Annotated in this window: 18 protein-coding genes; 14 read left to right on the top strand and 4 right to left on the bottom strand. The window is 65.4% G+C overall.

The annotated features are described in order from the left end of the window. Positions 1-11: 11 nt before the first annotated feature. From PKKP23_RS02970 to PKKP23_RS02960, 3 genes are all read right to left on the bottom strand, one after another. Positions 12-401 (bottom strand): hypothetical protein, encoded by a 390-nt coding sequence (locus tag PKKP23_RS02970; protein ID WP_126875729.1) that lies wholly within the window; start codon positions 399-401, stop codon positions 12-14. A 136-nt stretch (positions 402-537) separates the two neighbouring features. Continuing rightward, the gene (gene hslO, locus PKKP23_RS02965; RefSeq protein WP_126875728.1) at positions 538-1,488 is read right to left on the bottom strand and encodes an Hsp33 family molecular chaperone HslO; all 951 of its coding nucleotides are present in this window, start codon (positions 1,486-1,488) and stop codon (positions 538-540) included. 134 nt (positions 1,489-1,622) lie between these two features. Beyond that, a complete protein-coding gene (locus tag PKKP23_RS02960; protein ID WP_017778016.1) occupies positions 1,623-2,147 on the bottom strand; it encodes a gamma carbonic anhydrase family protein in 525 nt (174 codons plus the stop codon). Between the two features lie 316 nt (positions 2,148-2,463). Between PKKP23_RS02960 and PKKP23_RS02955 the strand changes: the two genes are divergently transcribed. The 10 genes from PKKP23_RS02955 to PKKP23_RS02910 all read left to right on the top strand — a co-directional run bounded on the left by PKKP23_RS02955 (position 2,464) and on the right by PKKP23_RS02910 (position 11,649). Continuing rightward, positions 2,464-3,294, top strand: coding sequence for a ferritin-like domain-containing protein (locus PKKP23_RS02955; RefSeq protein ID WP_126875875.1), 831 nt, complete (start codon positions 2,464-2,466; stop codon positions 3,292-3,294). Positions 3,295-3,411: 117 nt separating this feature from the next. After that, positions 3,412-4,296: an alpha/beta fold hydrolase gene (locus PKKP23_RS02950; RefSeq protein ID WP_126875727.1), complete on the top strand. Its 885-nt coding sequence runs from the start codon at positions 3,412-3,414 to the stop codon at positions 4,294-4,296. A gap of 170 nt (positions 4,297-4,466) precedes the next feature. Next, a complete protein-coding gene (locus tag PKKP23_RS02945; RefSeq protein WP_126875726.1) occupies positions 4,467-5,297 on the top strand; it encodes a 3',5'-nucleoside bisphosphate phosphatase in 831 nt (276 codons plus the stop codon). Between the two features lie 144 nt (positions 5,298-5,441). After that, complete coding sequence (locus tag PKKP23_RS02940) at positions 5,442-6,077, top strand: L-threonylcarbamoyladenylate synthase (RefSeq protein WP_017778020.1); 636 nt, start codon at positions 5,442-5,444, stop codon at positions 6,075-6,077. Between the two features lie 28 nt (positions 6,078-6,105). After that, the gene (locus PKKP23_RS02935) at positions 6,106-6,771 is read left to right on the top strand and encodes a site-2 protease family protein (RefSeq protein ID WP_126875725.1); all 666 of its coding nucleotides are present in this window, start codon (positions 6,106-6,108) and stop codon (positions 6,769-6,771) included. A 4-nt stretch (positions 6,772-6,775) separates the two neighbouring features. Beyond that, complete coding sequence (locus PKKP23_RS02930; RefSeq protein WP_026122090.1) at positions 6,776-7,978, top strand: tryptophan--tRNA ligase; 1,203 nt, start codon at positions 6,776-6,778, stop codon at positions 7,976-7,978. A gap of 3 nt (positions 7,979-7,981) precedes the next feature. Then, positions 7,982-8,632 (top strand): class I SAM-dependent methyltransferase, encoded by a 651-nt coding sequence (locus PKKP23_RS02925; protein ID WP_240658708.1) that lies wholly within the window; start codon positions 7,982-7,984, stop codon positions 8,630-8,632. A 44-nt stretch (positions 8,633-8,676) separates the two neighbouring features. Next, on the top strand, positions 8,677-9,600 hold the full coding sequence (gene dapA, locus PKKP23_RS02920; protein ID WP_126875724.1) for a 4-hydroxy-tetrahydrodipicolinate synthase: 924 nt from the start codon (positions 8,677-8,679) through the stop codon (positions 9,598-9,600). 127 nt (positions 9,601-9,727) lie between these two features. Next, positions 9,728-10,867 (top strand): outer membrane protein assembly factor BamC, encoded by a 1,140-nt coding sequence (bamC, locus tag PKKP23_RS02915; RefSeq protein ID WP_026122092.1) that lies wholly within the window; start codon positions 9,728-9,730, stop codon positions 10,865-10,867. Positions 10,868-10,875: 8 nt separating this feature from the next. After that, positions 10,876-11,649, top strand: coding sequence for an MBL fold metallo-hydrolase (locus tag PKKP23_RS02910; RefSeq protein WP_126875723.1), 774 nt, complete (start codon positions 10,876-10,878; stop codon positions 11,647-11,649). 97 nt (positions 11,650-11,746) lie between these two features. On the opposite strand, the gene PKKP23_RS02905 is transcribed toward PKKP23_RS02910, so the two are convergent. Continuing rightward, a complete protein-coding gene (locus PKKP23_RS02905) occupies positions 11,747-12,445 on the bottom strand; it encodes a Bax inhibitor-1/YccA family protein (RefSeq protein ID WP_017778027.1) in 699 nt (232 codons plus the stop codon). Between the two features lie 272 nt (positions 12,446-12,717). Here PKKP23_RS02905 and ndk point away from each other — a divergent pair, with 272 nt between their 5' ends. The 4 genes from ndk to ispG all read left to right on the top strand — a co-directional run bounded on the left by ndk (position 12,718) and on the right by ispG (position 17,178). Continuing rightward, on the top strand, positions 12,718-13,143 hold the full coding sequence (gene ndk, locus PKKP23_RS02900; protein WP_017778028.1) for a nucleoside-diphosphate kinase: 426 nt from the start codon (positions 12,718-12,720) through the stop codon (positions 13,141-13,143). 110 nt (positions 13,144-13,253) lie between these two features. Then, entirely contained in the window at positions 13,254-14,411 is a 1,158-nt protein-coding gene (gene rlmN / locus PKKP23_RS02895; protein WP_126875722.1) for a dual-specificity RNA methyltransferase RlmN, read from the top strand. Positions 14,412-14,654: 243 nt separating this feature from the next. Further along, entirely contained in the window at positions 14,655-15,773 is a 1,119-nt protein-coding gene (locus PKKP23_RS02890; RefSeq protein ID WP_126875721.1) for a RodZ domain-containing protein, read from the top strand. Positions 15,774-15,861: 88 nt separating this feature from the next. Further along, a complete protein-coding gene (gene ispG / locus PKKP23_RS02885; RefSeq protein WP_126875720.1) occupies positions 15,862-17,178 on the top strand; it encodes a flavodoxin-dependent (E)-4-hydroxy-3-methylbut-2-enyl-diphosphate synthase in 1,317 nt (438 codons plus the stop codon). Positions 17,179-17,189 lie beyond the last annotated feature (11 nt).

Here is a 17,189-nt window from a genome sequence, read left to right as displayed (position 1 = left end):
CATCCGTATTGTCACCATCCCCATCCCCAGCCCGGATAACCGTATCCGATTCCCGTCCCCCAGCCGTGTCCCCACCCGCCGTCGTAGTAGCTGCCGTAGACCGTCATGGGCGCCGGCGGCGAGTAATAGCGCGACCACGTTTCGGCTGCCTGTTCGGCGGCGATGGCGCGGTTCTGGTCGGCGAGCACCTGCTTGTCGATCGCGTCGTAACGTTGTCGTTCTTGTGGCGTCAATGCCTGGGCGCCTGTTGGCACGCCGGACGGGTCGGCGGGCAGGCGGCTATAGATGGGCGAGGGGCCCGGCGGGTCCATCATGCAGCCGCTCAAGGCGACTGCCACGCCCAGCGTCGACAGGGCGAAGCGCGTACGCAGCGCGAGCGAGGGACGGTTGTGAGCATTCATGGCGACCTCCATCAGTCGGACGCCTAAACAAGATCACCCCGCGAGGCGCCGCCGTTTAACACTTTCTGTTGCTCCCGCGGTGTCCTGACGGACTGAGCGGAAGCGATGCGCATTCGTGCCGGTTCAGCGCAGCAGCTCAGTGCCGCTGTCCGGCCGCAGGCGCGACTCCTTCTGAGAGACCGCTCGCGACGAAAAGTTGCGCGACGTCCACAGGGTCGAATTCATACCGCTGATTACAGAAGTCGCAATGAATTTCGACGTGGCCGCGTTCCTCGATCACGCTGTCCACTTCCGGGCGGCCCAGCATCTTGAGCATGGCGCCCACCTTTTCGCGAGAACACGAACACTCGAAGCGCGCCGGCGCCGGATCGAAATGGCGCACGTTCTCCTGCCAGAAGAGCCTGCGGAACACCGTCTGCGGCTCTTCCTTCAGCAGTTCTTCCTGCGAGAGCGTATTGCCGAGCGTGCACACGCGCTCCCACGTGTCGGCGTCGAGTTCGCCGGGATGCGGCACGATCCCGCCGTCGCCGGGCAGTTTCTGCAGCAGCATGCCGACCGCGCGTTCGGTGTTCGCTGCGAGCCACAGACGCGTGTCCAGCTGCTCGGAGTGGTGCATGTAGTGCTCGAGCACGGCCGCGACAGACTGCAGCGGACCGTCTTCGCCGTTGAGCGGCACGATGCCCTGATAAGGCTGCTGCCCTGGCACCTTGCTGTGCGGATCCAGCGTGATCACGCAACGGCCATTGCCGTTGACGTTCACGAGATCGACAAGGCTTGCTTCTTCGCCGATTACATTTGGCGTGGCGTCTCCGTAGCGTGCCGTGGCACGCATCGACAGTTCCGAATTGCACTGCACGACCAGCATCTTGACGGGCCCGTCGCCGAAGATCTGCATGATCAGCGTGCCGTCGAACTTCAGATTGGCGCACAGCAGCGCGCACGCGGCCATCATTTCGCCAAGCACGGTCTGCACGGGCGCAGGGTACGTCCGGCGCGTCAGTACTTCCTGCCACGTATTGCGCAGCGAGACGATCTCGCCGCGCACCGGGGCCGCACTGAACATGAATTTCTGCAACTGGTCGCTCACAATATTTCCTTCGCTGAATTACACGGCGTTGCGCTGCCTGCGCGCTGCCGCTGTCTTGCCTGTTCCTTGCTGGCGAGGCCTGCGGGATGCCCCGGACACGGATGATGCGTCGTGGTCAGGCGGCCCCATCGGCACTAGCCGATCCGCACGAGGTTCGCCTTGAACCAGGCGCGGCGTTCCGCATAGTTGTCTGCGTTGCGGCGCAGTTTTGCGATGTCTTCCTCCGTTAGCTCGCGCACCACCTTGGCGGGCGCACCGAGGATGAGCGAGTTGTCGGGGAACACCTTGCCTTCCGTCACCACGGCGCCGGCACCCACCAGACAGTTGCGGCCGATCACCGCGCCATTCAAGACCACGGCCTGAATGCCGATCAGCGCGCCTTCCTTGATCGTGCAGCCGTGCAGCATGGCCTGGTGGCCGACCGTCACGCCGGCTTCGATCGAGAGCGGATAACCGGGGTCGGTATGCAGCACCGCGCCTTCCTGGACGTTGCTGCCGCGGCCGATCGTGATCGGTTCGTTGTCGCCGCGGATAGCCGCGCCGAACCAGACGCTCGAATTTTCGTCCAGCGTGACTTTGCCGATGACGGTCGCCGTGTCCGCGACGAACACGCTTTCGTGGATGGTCGGGGCGGCGTCGCCAAGCTTGTAGATTGCCACGGGGAACTGTCTCCTTCAGATGGGGTGGGGGCGCCGCTGGTTGGACGCGCGGGGCGCTGCAAGGTCAATCCCGTATTGTAAATGGATGCGTGAAGAGGCCGTCTGGCACAATGCCGCCGTGCGCCGCCGCGCCCGTTTTCCATCTTGCTGCCGTATGAATTCCGCCCGTCCCGACTCAAATTCCCCGGCCGTCGTCGCTGCGAGCCATGGCGAGGAAGCGGCTTTGCCGGCTGTTTCCCGTTCCGCCCCTTGCGCCAGCGGGCAGGGTGGGGCCGCCTGCTCGGCCGCCGCAAATGCTTCCGGCTCCGGGCTTCAGGTGACGGGCGCCCGCGCTGTTGCGCTGACTGTACTGACCGAGTGCGACCCGGCGACGAAGGCCCGGGCAGCAAGCGCGCTGTACGCAAGCGTGCTTGCCGGTACCGCCCAATGCGACCCGGCGCGAACGTTCGACGAACCGGCTGCGCTGCCGGGCCGCCCCGCACGGCCCGAACTGGTCGAACCGCGGTTACTCCAGCGGCGCAGCATGCGCACCGTAGAGGGGCGGGCGGTCCTGCTGCACGCGCTTGCGCATATCGAGTTCAACGCGATCAATCTTGCGCTCGATGCTGTCTGGCGCTTTGCCGGCATGCCCGAGCGCTTTTATCGCGACTGGCTGAAGGTTGCTGCCGAAGAGGCGCATCATTTTTCGCTGCTTGCCGCGCGGCTAGCCGACTTCGGCGCGACCTACGGCGACTTTCCCGCACACGACGGTCTGTGGGAAATGTGCGAACGCACGCGCGACGATGTGCTGGCCCGCATGGCGCTCGTGCCGCGCACGCTGGAGGCGCGCGGCCTCGACGCGTCGCCGCCCATTCGCGCGCGCCTCGTCCAGGCGGGCGACCATGCCTCCGCCGCCATCCTCGACGTGATCCTGCGCGACGAAGTGGGGCACGTTCTGATCGGAAACCATTGGTTCCGGCACCTGTGTACGGAGCGGCGGCTCGATCCGCACGAGACCTGGCTCGCGCTGGCCGAGCGCTACAAGGCCCCGCGCCTGCGTGGTCCATTCAATTTCGACGCCCGGCGCGAGGCCGGATTCGACGAGGCGGAGCTGACCGCGCTGACAAAGCTCGCCGCCGGTGAAGACGCTGCTGGCGGAGATGGCTGAAAAAAGCGACGGGCAACCGGCGCAGCAGCACATCGAAGCCACAAAAAAGCGGTGCCCGGCGCCGGCTACTCGCTACCGCTATAATAGAACGATCATTCTTTTTTGCGGCAGGCGCACATGAATGCTCCCCAGTCCGATTTCGTCACCGTCCGCGGCGTCCGTTTGCACACCTTGCGCTGGGGCCGCCCCGACGCCCCAACGCTGTTCATGTTGCACGGCTGGATGGACGTCGCCGCGTCGTTCCAGTTCGTCGTCGATGCCCTGGGCGGCGACTGGCAGGTCATCGCGCCCGACGCGCGCGGATTCGGTCTCTCCGACTGGCCGGTCGCCGAGCGCGGCGGCGGCACTTACTGGTTCCAGGAATATCTCGCCGACCTTGACGCGTTGCTCGATCACTACGCGCCCGAGGGGCAGGTGAATCTCGTCGGGCACAGCATGGGCGCCAACGTGGTGTGCCTGTATGCGGGCGTGCGGCCCGAACGCGTGCGGCGCGTCGTGGATCTGGAAGGCTTCGGTCTCGCGCCGGCCCGTGCCGCGCAGTCGCCGGGACGACTGCGGGCCTGGCTCGACGATCTGCGTGAGCCGTCAGCGCTGCGCCGCTACGCGTCGCTCGACGACGTCGCCGCGCGCCTCATCAAGACCAATCCGCGTCTGCACCCTGCGCGCGCGGGTTTTCTCGCGCGCCACTGGTCGAAGCCGGACGGCGAGGGCGGCTACATGCTGCTCGCCGACCCCGCCCACAAGCTGCGTGGGCCGCTGCTGTACCGGCTCGACGAAGTCATGGCGGTGTGGTCGAAGGTCGCCGCGAAGGTGCTTCATGTGGAGGCCGCTGCGTCGCCCACGCTCGCGCAATTGGCAGGCGACATTCCGCTCGACGAATTCAAGGCGCGTTTCCGCGCGTTTCCCGACTGGCGCGAGAAGATCATCGACGACGCCGGTCATATGGTTCATCACGATCAGCCCGAACAGGTCGCCGCGCTGATCGAAGCGTTCTGCGCGTGAGGCTGGGAATACGAGTTTGTGCGAGTTTGTGCGCATAAGGATTGCTTCTCGGACCGAGGTGGCACGATGGAGGCATATCGGGCACCGCCCACCTCGCGGCGGAGTCTGCCTTGCCTCAACCGCGCTTACTGCATTGCAGTAGAATGATTGCTTAACTTTTTTCTTTCCCAATGAACGCTGACCTGCACTGCCATTCGACCGTTTCAGACGGTCAGCTCGCGCCCGCCGTCGTGGCGCAGCGCGCGCGCACGGGCGGTGTCACGCTGTGGTCGCTGACCGATCACGACGAGGTGGGCGGCCAGGCGCAGGCGCGCGAAGCTGCCGCGGCGCTTGGCATGCGGTATCTGTCTGGTGTGGAGATATCGGTCACCTGGGCATCGCGCACGGTGCACATCGTGGGGCTCAACATCGATCCGCAGAACGATGATCTCGTGGCGGGCCTTGCGCGCACGCGCAACGGACGCGCGGCGCGTGCCGAGGCCATCGCCGAGCGGCTCGCCGAACTCGGCATACCGGACGCCTACGCGGGCGCACTCGAATTCGTCTCGAATCCCGATCTGATTTCGCGTACCCATTTCGCGCGCTTCATGGTCGAGAAGGGCTATGCCGCCTCGACTCAGGACGCCTTTACCCGCTTTCTCGGCGACGGCAAGCCCGGTTACGTGCCGCATCGGTGGGCCAAACTCGAGGACGCCCTCCGGTGGATCAAAGGCGCGGGCGGTGAGGCCGTGATCGCGCACCCAGGCCGCTACGGCTATTCGCCGCTGGAGTTCGACGCGCTTTTCGGCGAATTCATCGACTTGGGCGGTAAGGCGATCGAAGTGGTGACCGGCAGCCACACGCCGGACCAGTACGCCGAATACGCCGCCGTGGCGCGTCGTTACGGTTTCGAAGCGTCGCGCGGGTCGGACTTCCACGCGCCGGGACCGGACAGCATCGAACTCGGCAGCCTGCCGCCGTTGCCCGACTACCTGACACCGGTCTGGGAACGCTGGCTGTGATGGCGTGCTGCGAACGGCGCGCCCGTTCGTCCGTCTTTGCCCATCTTTGCCTGTCTTCAGCCGGCGCGCTCGCCCATCGGTCCGGCCAACACCAGTCGGCACGGCTGGCCAGCGTCCCGCAGCGGACTTCCTGAACTCCGACCCATGTCCCAATACTTCCGGCTTCACCCCGACAATCCGCAGCCGCGGCTCGTCAAGCAGGCGGTGCAGATCATCAACGACGGCGGCCTCGTCGCGCTGCCTACCGATTCGAGCTACGCGCTCGCCTGCCATCTCGACGACAAGCAGGCCGTCGAGCGCCTGCGGCGCATTCGTGGACTCGACGAACGTCAGCTGCTTTCGCTGCTCGTGCGCGATCTCTCGGAACTCGCGAACTTCGCCATGGTGGACAACCGCCAGTACCGGCTGATCAAGTCGGTCACGCCGGGCCCGTATGTGTTCGTGCTGCAGGCGACGAAGGAAGTGCCGCGGCGGCTCTCGCATCCGTCGCGCAAGACCATCGGCCTGCGCGTGCCCGATCACGCGATTACGCTCGCGATCCTCGCAGAATTAGGCCAGCCGCTCATCGGCTCCACGCTGATTGTGCCGCCCGACACCGCGCCGCTCAACGATCCCGAGGAAATCCGCGAGCGGCTCGAAAAGCAGATCGATCTCGTCATCGACGGCGGCGCGTGTCCGTGCGAGCCGTCCACGGTGATCGATCTGACGGGCGAAACGCCGGTGCTCGTGCGCGCCGGTCGCGGCAGTCTCGCGCCGTTCGGGCTCGAAGAGACGGCATGAGGGCGCCGCCCGGATACAATAGCCCGCTATGGATTCTTCCTTGATACAGACCATCGTCGTCTACGCGCTGCCCGTCATCTTCGCCATCACGCTGCACGAGGCGGCCCACGGCTACGTCGCACGCCTGCTGGGCGACAACACCGCCTACATGATGGGCCGCGTGTCGTTCAACCCGATGCGGCACATCGATCCGCTCGGCACCATCGCGATCCCGCTCGTGCTGTATTTCCTGACCAGCGGCGCGTTCATGTTCGGCTATGCCAAGCCCGTGCCCGTCACGTTCCGCAATCTGCGCGATCCGCGCTGGGGTAGCCTGTGGGTCGCACTCGCGGGGCCCGCGTGCAACTTCATCCAGGCGCTCATCTGGGGCGTGTTCGGCGTGGTGCTCGCGGTGCTGGCCGTCGACGAGCCGTTCTTCACGCGCATGGCCGCGGCCGGCGTGGGCGTCAATCTCGTGCTCGGCGTGCTGAACCTGTTTCCGCTGCCGCCGCTCGACGGTGGCCGCGTGCTCGCCGCGCTGCTGCCGGCGCGCCAGTCGATTGCGCTTTCCCGCCTCGAGCCTTATGGCTTTTTCATCGTGATGGCGCTCGTGGTCACCGGCGTGCTGACGAGGTTCTGGCTTCAGCCGCTCGTCGCGCTCGGCTACGCCGCGATCACCGCAATTCTGACTCCCCTTGTTTCGCTCTTTTCATAACACCATGTTCCCAGACCGTATCTTCTCCGGCATGCGACCCACGGGGTCGCTGCACCTCGGCCACTACCACGGCGTGCTGAAAAACTGGGTTCGGCTGCAGTCCGAGTACCCGTGCTTCTTCTGCGTGGTCGACTGGCACGCGCTCACCACGCACTACGAAACGCCGGAGGTGATCGAGGGGAACGTCTGGGAAGTGCTGATCGACTGGCTCGCTTCGGGCATCGATCCGGCCCAGGCCACGCTCTTCATCCAGAGCCGCGTGCCCGAACACGCGGAACTCGCGCTGCTGCTCGGCATGAGCACGCCGCTCGGCTGGCTCGAACGCGTGCCGACCTACAAGGAGCAGATGGAGAAGCTCAAGGACAAGGACCTCTCGACCTACGGCTTTCTCGGCTATCCGGTGCTGATGGCGGCGGACATTCTGCTGTACCGCGCCTCGCTCGTGCCCGTGGGCGAGGACCAGGTGCCGCACGTCGAGATGACGCGCGAGATCGCGCGCCGCTTCAACTACATGTACGGCCGCGAGCCGGGCTTCGAGGAGAAGGCGCTCGAAGCGGCGAAGAAGCTCGGCGGCAAGCGCGCCAAGCTCTACCACGAACTGCGCAACGCGTACCAGCAGGAGGGTGACGACGAGGCGCTCGAACAGGCGCGCGCCATGCTGCAGGAGTCGCAGAGCCTCTCGATGAACGACCGCGAGCGGCTGTTCGGCTATCTGGAAGGCGCACGCAAGATCATCCTGCCCGAGCCGCAGGCGCTGCTCACCGAAGCGTCGCGCATGCCGGGTCTCGACGGCCAGAAGATGTCGAAGTCGTACGGCAACACCATCGGCCTGCGTGAAGATGCCGAAACGATCACGAAGAAAGTGCGCACCATGCCGACCGACCCGGCGCGCGTGCGTCGCACCGACCCGGGCGATCCGGACAAGTGCCCGGTCTGGCAACTGCATCAGGTCTACACGGACGAGACGACGCACGAATGGGTGCAGAAGGGCTGTCGCTCAGCGGGCATCGGTTGCCTGGAGTGCAAGCAGCCGGTGATCGAAGGCATTCTGCGTGAGCAGCAGCCGATGCTCGAGCGCGCGCAGAAGTACATGGACGACCCGTCGCTGCTGCGCGCGATTGTCGCCGACGGCTGCGACAAGGCCCGCAAGTTCGCCACCGAGACGATGCGCGACGTCCGCGAGGCCATGGGTCTCGCGTACAGCTGATAAATGGCTTCGATGTCCGGCTGTGGGGCGAATCCCAGTGGCGCGAGCGGCGGCCGCGCGTCTGGCGACGGCTCGCTGGCCGCAGCGCCCGAGCCGTCGCGCTGGGTGCGCCGCTGGGCGCATCTCGTGAGCCCCGGTGGCCCGGTGGTCGACGTTGCATGCGGCAGCGGACGGCACGCGCGCTGGTTCGCCTCGCGCGGCCATCCTGTCCTCGCCATCGACCGCGACGCCGCGGCGCTCGCCGCCTTGCGCGATGAGGCCGGCATTGTGACCGTGCAGGCCGACATCGAGAGCGGCCCATGGCCCCTCGACGATGGTCGCAAATTTGCCGCCGTGATCGTCACGAACTATCTGCACCGGCCGCTCTTCGCACGCTTGCTGGATTCGCTTGCGCCAGGCGGGGTGCTGCTCTACGAAACCTTCGTGCAGGGCAACGAGACGGTGGGCAAGCCGTCGAATCCCGCGTTTTTGCTCGCGCCGGGGGAACTGCTCGATGTGGTGCGGCCGCGTCTGCGCGTGGTCGCGTTTCAGGACGGTTTTCTCGCCACGCCTCGGCCGGCGTTCGTGCAGCGGATCTGCGCAGTTCTGGTGCCAGAACGGCACGCCGACTCCGCGGAATCCTTACCTCCCGCTCGTTACGATCTGGCTGGCTAATCCGTTACAATCCCGGTTTATCCGATTAATTTGACTGGCGTTTCATGGCTAACGGCACTCAGGACGGCATTATTTTCCGCGGCAGCATCCCCGCGATCGTCACCCCCATGCACGAAGACGGCAGCCTCGACCTGCCGGCGTTCCGCAAGCTGATCGACTGGCATGTGGAAGAGGGCACGGATGCGCTGGTAGTCGTGGGGACGAGCGGCGAATCCGCCACGCTGTCGGTCGAAGAACACATCCTGATGGTCAAGACCGCGGTGGAGCACACGGCGGGCCGCATTCCCGTGATCGCGGGCTCGGGCGGCAATTCGACGGCCGAGGCCATCGAGCTGACCGAGCGGGCCAAGGCCGTAGGCGCCGACGCCACGCTGCAGGTGGTGCCGTACTACAACAAGCCCACGCAGGAAGGCATCTATCGCCACTTCCGCAAGATTGCCGAGACGGTGGACCTGCCGGTCATCCTGTACAACGTGCCGGGGCGTACGGTGGCCGATATGTCGAACGAGACGATTCTGCGTCTCGCCGACGTGCCCGGCATCGTGGGGGTGAAGGACGCGACGGGCAATATCGACCGCGCGGCGCATCTCATCAAGGCCGCGCCGGCCGGTTTCTCGATTTTCAGTGGTGACGACCCCACCGCGATCGCGCTGATGCTGCTGGGCGGCCACGGCAATATTTCCGTAACGGCCAACGTGGCGCCGCGCGCCATGAGCGACCTGTGCAAGGCCGCGCTTGCCTGCGACGTCAAGACGGCACGCGCCATCCACCTGAAGCTGCTTTCGCTGCACAAGAACCTGTTCATCGAATCGAACCCGATTCCGGTGAAGTGGGCACTCGAGGCGCTGGGGCGCATCGAAGGCGGTATCCGGCTGCCGCTCACGCCGCTCGACGCCCGCTATCACGAGGTCGTGCTCGCCGCGCTGCGTGAGGCCGGACTTTCCGGCGTGTCCGGCGCATTGGCCTGAACCCGGCCGCAGGTAGCGTAGCCCAGGTTGCGTGGTATTCCCCGCCCGGCATTCCTCTAACCGACGTCGACACCGCTCTCGTTCCGTATCGAGCAAGGCACCGCGTTCCAGCATCACGAAGGACCCCATGAAACGTTCCGTATTTTCTCTGAACGCAGCCCGCATGGCGGCGCTGGCGCTCGCCCTTGGTTCGCTCGCTGGTTGCGAGTCGCTGAACGACTGGTTCGCGTCCGACCGCGTCAACTACAAGGACACGCCTAGCGCGCCCGCGCTCAGCGTGCCGAAGGACCTGTCGGCTGCGCAGCAGGATCAGCGCTACGTCGCGCCGCCCGCGAGCCTTGCGCTCGGCGGCGCACCGCAACGCGCCGTCACGGCGGCCGGCAACGCCACAGAAGGCACGCCGAACGCGCAGGATCCGCTCGGCATGCACGTGGAGCGCGACGGCGACCGCCGCTGGCTCGTGGTGGACGGGCGCACGCCGGAACAGCTGTGGCCGCAGCTTCAGGCGTTCTGGCAGGAGAACGGTTTCACGCTGACCACGGACGCGCCGGCCACCGGCATCATGTCGACCGACTGGGCGGAAAACCGCGCGAACATTCCCGACGACTGGTTCCGCCGCACGATTGGCCGCGTGATCGACTTCGCCTATTCGTCGGGCACGCGCGACCGTTTCCGCACCCTCGTGTCGCGCGGACCGAATGGCGCAACCGACATCTCCATTACGCACAGCTCGATGGAAGAAGTGCTGACGGGCCAGGACAAGACCTCGTCGCGCTGGGTGGAGCGTCCGCGGGATCCTGCACTCGAAGCCTCGTTCCTCTCGAAGCTGATGCAGAAGTTCGGTCTGACCGATGCACAGTCGAAGCAACTGCTGACGGACGCCCGCACCAGCACGGCGCCGGCGCAGCTCGACAAGAGCGCGGGTGCCGCGACGCTCGATCTGGCCGAATCGTTCGACCGCGCCTGGCTGCGCGTCGGCCTGGCGTTGGACCGCACCAACTTCACCGTGGACAACCGCGATCGCACGAAGGGCATCTACTACGTGCGCTATGCAGACTCGATGGAGGAACTCAAGGGCGAGGGTCTCCTCGGCAAGCTGTTCTACAGCGGATCGAAGTCGAGGAAGCCGGGCCAGGAGTTCATGGTCAACGTGCGAGCCAAGGGCGACGCGCTGACGCAAGTGGCCGTGGTGGACGCCAATGGCCAGGTCGACACGTCGTCGGAAGCGCAGCGCATCGTGTCGCTGCTTCACGCTCAACTCAATTAAGCCCGCCCGTGCGCTTCGCCAGTCTTGGAAGCGGCAGCGAGGGCAATGCACTGATCGTCGAGGCATCGAGCGGCGCGACCGTCACACGCGTGCTGCTCGATTGCGGTTTTTCGGCGCGCGAGATGGAGCGGCGCCTCGCGCGCGTCGGCTTCGAGGCCGGGCAGCTCGACGCCATTCTGATTACCCACGAGCATAGCGACCACATTGGCAGCGCCCTGACGCTTGCCCGCAAGTGGTCGATTCCGCTCTACACGAGTTGGGGCACCGCGCGCGCCGTGGGCGCCGACGAGGCCGACGTCGAGCTCAACGTGTTGTGGGGCGACGAGGCGGTGGCGATCGGCGACGTGCACGTCTTGCCATACACCGTTCCGCATGACGCGCGGGAGCCGTTGCAGTTCGTGTTCTCGGACGGTGCGAACCGGCTCGGCGTACTCACCGACGTCGGCACATCGACGCCGCACATCGGCACGGTGCTTAGCGGCTGCGACGCGCTCGTGCTGGAGTGCAATCACGACTTGCAGATGCTGGCAGCGAGTCGCTATCCGCCTTCGCTAAAGGCCCGCATAGGCGGCGCCCATGGGCATTTGAACAACGAGGCAGCGGCGGGGATCCTGGCGTCGCTCGACCGTTCCCGGCTTCGCCATCTGGTGGCCGCGCATCTGAGCCAGGAGAACAATACGGCGGAACTCGCGCGGACAGCGATGGCGACGGTGCTCGGCAACGCGGCGACGGAAATAGGTATCGCGACGCAGGCCGACGGCTTCGACTGGCTGACCCTGTAAGGGTTGGGTTCGCGCGCCGCCTCGCTGTTTAAGTCGCAAAAACAAAAACGCCCATGACCGGCAGGCCATGGGCGTTTCTATTACCGCTGAATGTTTCTTAATTGCGATTGCCGCCGAAGATGCCCAGCAGTGCCAGCAGGTTCGTAAAGACGTTATAGAGATCCAGATAGATCGCGAGCGTGGCAGTGATGTAATTCGTTTCCCCGCCGTTCACGACGCGTTGGACGTCGAACAGCATGTAGGCGGAGAAGATCACGATAGCCAGCACGGACACCGTCAGCATGAGCGCGGGCAGATGCAGGAACATGTTGGCGATGCCTGCCAGCAGGATCACGATGACGCCCATGAACAGCCACTTGCCGAGGCCCGAAAAGTCGCGCTTGCTGACCGTGGCGATGGTCGCCATGGCCGTGAAGATCACACCGGTGCCACCGAATGCGAGCATGATCAGCGACGGCCCGTTGGAAAAGCCGAGGATGAAGGCGAGCAGCCGCGACAGCATCAGGCCCATGAAGAACGTGAAACCGAGCAGCACGAACACGCCGGCGGCGCTGTTCTTGGTGCGCTCGATGGCGAACATGAAGCCGAACGCGATTGCGAAGAAGGCGAGCAGGCTCATGGCGGGGCTGGTGGCCGCGAACAGCGAGAAGCCGGTCGCCACACCCACCCACGCGCCGAGTACGGTGGGCACCATCGACAGCGCGAGCAGCCAGTAGGTGTTGCGCAGTACGCGGTTGCGGGTTTCGGCCGCTACAACGGTACCGCTGCGGCCGAAATTGTAGGGATATTCGTTCATGGTTTCTCCTTGCGTCAGACGCGGATGTTGCGCGGTGGTCCCGGTGAAAGGGCGGCGGCGGGCGGTTTTTGTGCGCCGCACGCCAGGTCACATTCCTAAGATAAGCGCGGCGCCCCGGAGTTTCAACGCGCTGCCCGGGCGCTGCGTTTCTTTGCGGATTAAATCCCCGGATCCTTTCGGATATGTAAGGGTTCAATCGCAATCATACATGGGATCATGCTACAATTGCAGATTCGTTTGAATTTGTAACCTCTTAATTTTCTGGAGTTTTTATGGCGATCGAACGCACCCTGTCGATTATCAAGCCGGACGCAGTGGCCAAGAACGTGATCGGTCAGATCTACAGCCGCTTTGAAAATGCCGGCCTGAAGATCGTCGCTGCCCGTATGGTCCAGCTGTCGCGCGCCGACGCTGAGAAATTCTACGCCGTGCACGCTGGCCGCCCGTTCTTCAAGGACCTCGTCGACTTCATGGTGTCCGGTCCGGTGATGGTACAGGCTCTGGAAGGCGAAAACGCCATCGCGAAGAACCGCGAGCTGATGGGCGCCACCGACCCGAAGAAGGCCGAGAAGGGCACGATCCGTGCGGACTTTGCCGACAGCATCGACGCCAATGCCGTCCACGGTTCGGATGCGGCCGAAACGGCGCGCGTGGAAATCGCGTTTTTCTTCCCGGAAGTCAACGTCTACTCGCGCTAAGCTTGTAGTCGTTCATCGGTAGCAATACGGTCGCGAACGGCGCGGTTTTCAGGCAGCACGGCAATGGTGTCGCCGGAAGGCCGCCTCGCACTGAAATGGCAGGATTCGACATGACGAGCAGTTCAACCGTCAACCTTCTCGATCTCGACGCCCAAGGCCTCGTCGCATACTGCGAGCGCCTCGGCGAGAAGCCGTTTCGCGCCAAACAGCTTCAACGCTGGATTCACCAGTACAACGCCGCCGACTTCGACGGCATGACGGATCTCGCCAAATCGTTGCGCGAGAAGCTGAAAGGCCGTGCCGTCATCAGCATGCCGCACATTCTGTCGGACCATGTTTCGGCCGACGGTACGAGAAAGTGGCTGATCGACGTCGGCAACGGCAATGCCGTCGAAACCGTGTACATCCCGGAAGAGACGCGCGGCACGCTCTGCGTGTCGTCGCAGGCGGGATGCGCGGTGAATTGCCGGTTCTGTTCCACTGGCAAGCAGGGTTTTTCGCGCAATCTCACCACGGGCGAGATCATTGGCCAGTTGCGCATGGCCGAGTTCGCGCTGCGCGCCTCGCGGGGCGCCGAAGCAGGCGGTCGCGCCGTGGGTGGCGAGGGCAAGGGCGAACGTGTCGTCACCAACGTGGTCATGATGGGCATGGGCGAGCCCTTGCTCAACTACGATGCGGTCGTGCCGGCCATGCGGCTGATGCTCGACGACAACGCCTACGGCCTGTCGCGCCGCCGCGTCACGTTGTCGACCTCGGGCGTCGTGCCGATGATGGATCGGCTCGGCGCCGATCTGCCGGTCGCGCTCGCGGTGTCGCTTCATGCTCCGAACGATCCCTTGCGCGACGAACTCGTGCCGCTGAACCGCAAGTATCCCTTGCGCGAGCTGATGGCCGCCTGCGAGCGCTACCTGAAGGTGGCGCCGCGCGATTTCATCACGTTCGAATACTGCATGCTGGACGGCGTCAACGATACTGAAGCACATGCACGCGAACTGCTGGCCGTGACGCGCGACGTGCCGTGCAAGTTCAACCTGATTCCGTTCAATCCGTTCCCCGAATCCGGGCTGATCCGTTCGAAGCCGGAACAGATCAAGCGGTTCGCTCAGGTGTTGATGGATGCGGGCGTCGTGACCACGGTGCGCAAAACGCGCGGCGACGATATCGACGCGGCCTGCGGCCAGCTCGCGGGCGCGGTGAAGGACCGCACGCGGCTTGCGGAGCGCACAGGCCGCGGTGCAGGAAAGGTGATCGAGGTACGTGCGGTTTGAAGGAAGCGGTAAAAGGCACGGCGACGCATGGCGTCGCGGCCGCCGATGTAGTCGGCCTGCGGGGAACGGGCCAGAGAGTTGCAGGAAAACAGGTGAAAAGCGGGCGGCGAGTCGAACACGATCTGTCGCGACACGTCGCAATTGCGATCGGATGCGGCACACCGGCCGCGCATTTTGTTATAAACGGTCTGCACATCCGGTACGGCCGGGTGGCATAAACAAGAATCGACGCAAGGATTTGGGATGAGCGAGCCGCAGCAGCCATACGGGTCAGACAGGAACATGGCGCGTCCGCTACCAGGCGCGACGCCAGAGCCGGCTCCGGCGCAGCCTGCGGTGCAGCCGGTGCCCGATTCCCTCGCAGCCTTGGGGGCGAGGCTCGCGCAACTGCGCGAAGCGAAGGGTTGGACCATTGACGATGTATCGGCCCGGCTCAAGGTTTCCGCGGCCAAGCTGCGAGCCCTGGAAGCCGGCGACGTCAGCCAGTTGCCCGATACGACCTTCGCGCTCGGCGTCGTGCGCAGCTACGCGAAGATGCTGGGCGCGGACCCCGCGCCATTCACCCAGGCGCTGCGGCGCGAAAAGGGCGTGCCGCAGCCTGATCTCAGCATGCCCGCGTCGGCAGGCGCTGATCTGCCGCGGGGACGCGTGTCGCTGTCGCTCGGCGGCAGCCAGTCGCGCCATCGTTCGTGGCTTTGGGGCATCGCGGCGCTGGTAGTCGCCGTGATTGCGCTCGCGATGTGGCACAACAACGGCGGCGAGTCGTCTGCGTGGCTCGCACGGCTGAAGGCAAGCGCCAACGGCGCGACGGCAGCCGGCCCGCAGGTGGCGTCGGCCACGGTCGCGCAAGGCGAAACGGCTGGGGCACAGCAGGCGTCCGGCGCGGAGGCGGCAGCGGCAACGTCGAACGATCAATCCGCCGCTGCGGGCAGCGACGCGCAAGCCGGGCAATCGCCGGGCGGTGCCTCGGCAGCTTTGCCGGCGGTCGCGTCGCCGGGTGTCCAGCCCGGCACGCCCGCCAGCGCAGCGCCCAGCACCGCGGTAGTGCAGACGGCAAGCGCCCCTGCAGTTACGACGGCATCCGGCGCCTCCGCGGCGGCCTCTCCGGCGGCCGGGCAGTCTACCGTCGCTGTGCGCGTGACGCAGGACAGCTGGTTCAGCGTCCGGCAGAAAGACGGCAAGGAAGTGTTTTCCGGTATCGTTCGCGCTGGCGAATCGCGTGAGATCGCCGGCGAGCCACCACTGAAGGTGACCATCGGCAACAAGGCCGGTCTCGAGTCGATCACGCTCGATGGCCAGCCGGTCGATACGGCCAAATATGCGGCGGCGCGGGGCAATGTGGCACGCTTCGTCCTGCCCTGATCCTGTCAAGGCATGCGCCGCGGTCGCTCGTGCCGCGACGCCTTTTCAATTCGCGCGTCCTGTCCATTGCGGGGCGCGTGCGGCGTAAATGGGTCTTTTGATGCAATCCGAACCGCAAGTCCAATCCTGCAGCCAGATTTCGTCGTCGGAACCGATCGTGGGCGGCCACGCGGCACGTCGTAAATCGCAGGCCGTGCACGTGCGCTGGGGCGGCCAGCTCGTGACGATCGGCGGCGATGCGCCGGTGCGCGTGCAGTCGATGACGAACACCGACACCGCCGATGCCATCGGCACGGCCATCCAGATCAAGGAACTCGCCCAGGCCGGTTCCGAACTCGTGCGCATCACGGTCAACACGCCGGAAGCAGCGGCGGCCGTGCCGGCCGTCCGCGAGCAGCTCGACCGCATGGGCGTGACTGTGCCGCTCGTGGGCGACTTCCATTACAACGGTCATCTGCTGCTGCGCGACTACCCCGGCTGCGCGGAGGCGCTGTCGAAGTACCGCATCAATCCGGGCAACGTCGGGCAGGGTGCCAAGCGCGACACCCAGTTCGCCCAGATGATCGAGGCAGCCGTCAAGTACGACAAGCCGGTGCGCATCGGCGTGAACTGGGGCAGCCTCGACCAGGATCTGCTCGCGCGAATGATGGACGAGAACGGCGCGCGCGCTGAGCCGTGGGACGCGCAGAGCGTGATGTACGAAGCGCTGATCCGGTCCGCCATCGGCTCGGCCGAGCGCGCAGTGGAACTCGGCTTAGGACGCGACCGCATCGTGCTGTCGTGCAAGGTGAGCGGCGTGCAGGACCTGATCGCCGTGTACCAGCAACTCGCACGCCGTTGCGATTTCGCGCTGCACCTCGGGCTGACCGAGGCGGGCATGGGTTCGAAGGGCATCGTCGCTTCCACGGCTGCGCTGTCGGTGCTGCTGCAACAGGGCATCGGCGACACGATCCGCATTTCGCTCACGCCGGAGCCGGGCGCCTCGCGCACGGGCGAAGTGGTGGTAGGCCAGGAAATCCTGCAGACCATGGGCCTGCGCTCGTTCACGCCGATGGTGATTGCATGCCCGGGCTGCGGTCGCACCACGAGCACGCTGTTCCAGGAACTGGCCTCGCAGATCCAGACGTACCTGCGCACGCAGATGCCGGTGTGGCGCGACAAATACCCCGGTGTCGAAGAAATGCACGTGGCCGTGATGGGCTGCATCGTGAACGGACCGGGCGAATCGAAGCACGCGAACATCGGCATCAGCCTGCCGGGTTCGGGCGAGAACCCGGCCGCGCCGGTGTTCATCGACGGCGAGAAGGTCAAGACGCTGCGCGGCGAACACATCGCGCAGGAGTTCCAGCAGATCGTGAGCGATTACGTCGAGCGCACCTATGGTCGTGCCGCCGCGCTCAACTGAATAAACGTCTA

The sequence above is a fragment of the Paraburkholderia kururiensis JCM 10599 = LMG 19447 genome (assembly GCF_003986935.1).
Lineage (GTDB): Bacteria > Pseudomonadota > Gammaproteobacteria > Burkholderiales > Burkholderiaceae > Paraburkholderia > Paraburkholderia kururiensis.
The sequence above is the reverse complement of the archived record's forward strand: the minus strand, read 5'-3'. Positions and strand labels throughout refer to the sequence as shown.

Excerpts from the sequence above, each read along its gene's own strand:
- PKKP23_RS02950 (WP_126875727.1), top strand. The coding sequence starts at position 3,412 with ATGAATGCTCCCCAGTCCGATTTCGTCACCGTCCGCGGCGTCCGTTTG.
- PKKP23_RS02935 (WP_126875725.1), top strand. The coding sequence starts at position 6,106 with ATGGATTCTTCCTTGATACAGACCATCGTCGTCTACGCGCTGCCCGTC.
- rlmN (WP_126875722.1), top strand. The coding sequence starts at position 13,254 with ATGACGAGCAGTTCAACCGTCAACCTTCTCGATCTCGACGCCCAAGGC.
- PKKP23_RS02905 (WP_017778027.1), bottom strand. The coding sequence starts at position 12,445 with ATGAACGAATATCCCTACAATTTCGGCCGCAGCGGTACCGTTGTAGCG.
- ndk (WP_017778028.1), top strand. The coding sequence starts at position 12,718 with ATGGCGATCGAACGCACCCTGTCGATTATCAAGCCGGACGCAGTGGCC.
- bamC (WP_026122092.1), top strand. The coding sequence starts at position 9,728 with ATGAAACGTTCCGTATTTTCTCTGAACGCAGCCCGCATGGCGGCGCTG.
- PKKP23_RS02925 (WP_240658708.1), top strand. The coding sequence starts at position 7,982 with ATGGCTTCGATGTCCGGCTGTGGGGCGAATCCCAGTGGCGCGAGCGGC.
- PKKP23_RS02970 (WP_126875729.1), bottom strand. The coding sequence starts at position 401 with ATGAATGCTCACAACCGTCCCTCGCTCGCGCTGCGTACGCGCTTCGCC.
- dapA (WP_126875724.1), top strand. The coding sequence starts at position 8,677 with ATGGCTAACGGCACTCAGGACGGCATTATTTTCCGCGGCAGCATCCCC.
- PKKP23_RS02890 (WP_126875721.1), top strand. The coding sequence starts at position 14,655 with ATGAGCGAGCCGCAGCAGCCATACGGGTCAGACAGGAACATGGCGCGT.
- ispG (WP_126875720.1), top strand. The coding sequence starts at position 15,862 with ATGGGTCTTTTGATGCAATCCGAACCGCAAGTCCAATCCTGCAGCCAG.
- PKKP23_RS02930 (WP_026122090.1), top strand. The coding sequence starts at position 6,776 with ATGTTCCCAGACCGTATCTTCTCCGGCATGCGACCCACGGGGTCGCTG.
- PKKP23_RS02945 (WP_126875726.1), top strand. The coding sequence starts at position 4,467 with ATGAACGCTGACCTGCACTGCCATTCGACCGTTTCAGACGGTCAGCTC.
- PKKP23_RS02940 (WP_017778020.1), top strand. The coding sequence starts at position 5,442 with ATGTCCCAATACTTCCGGCTTCACCCCGACAATCCGCAGCCGCGGCTC.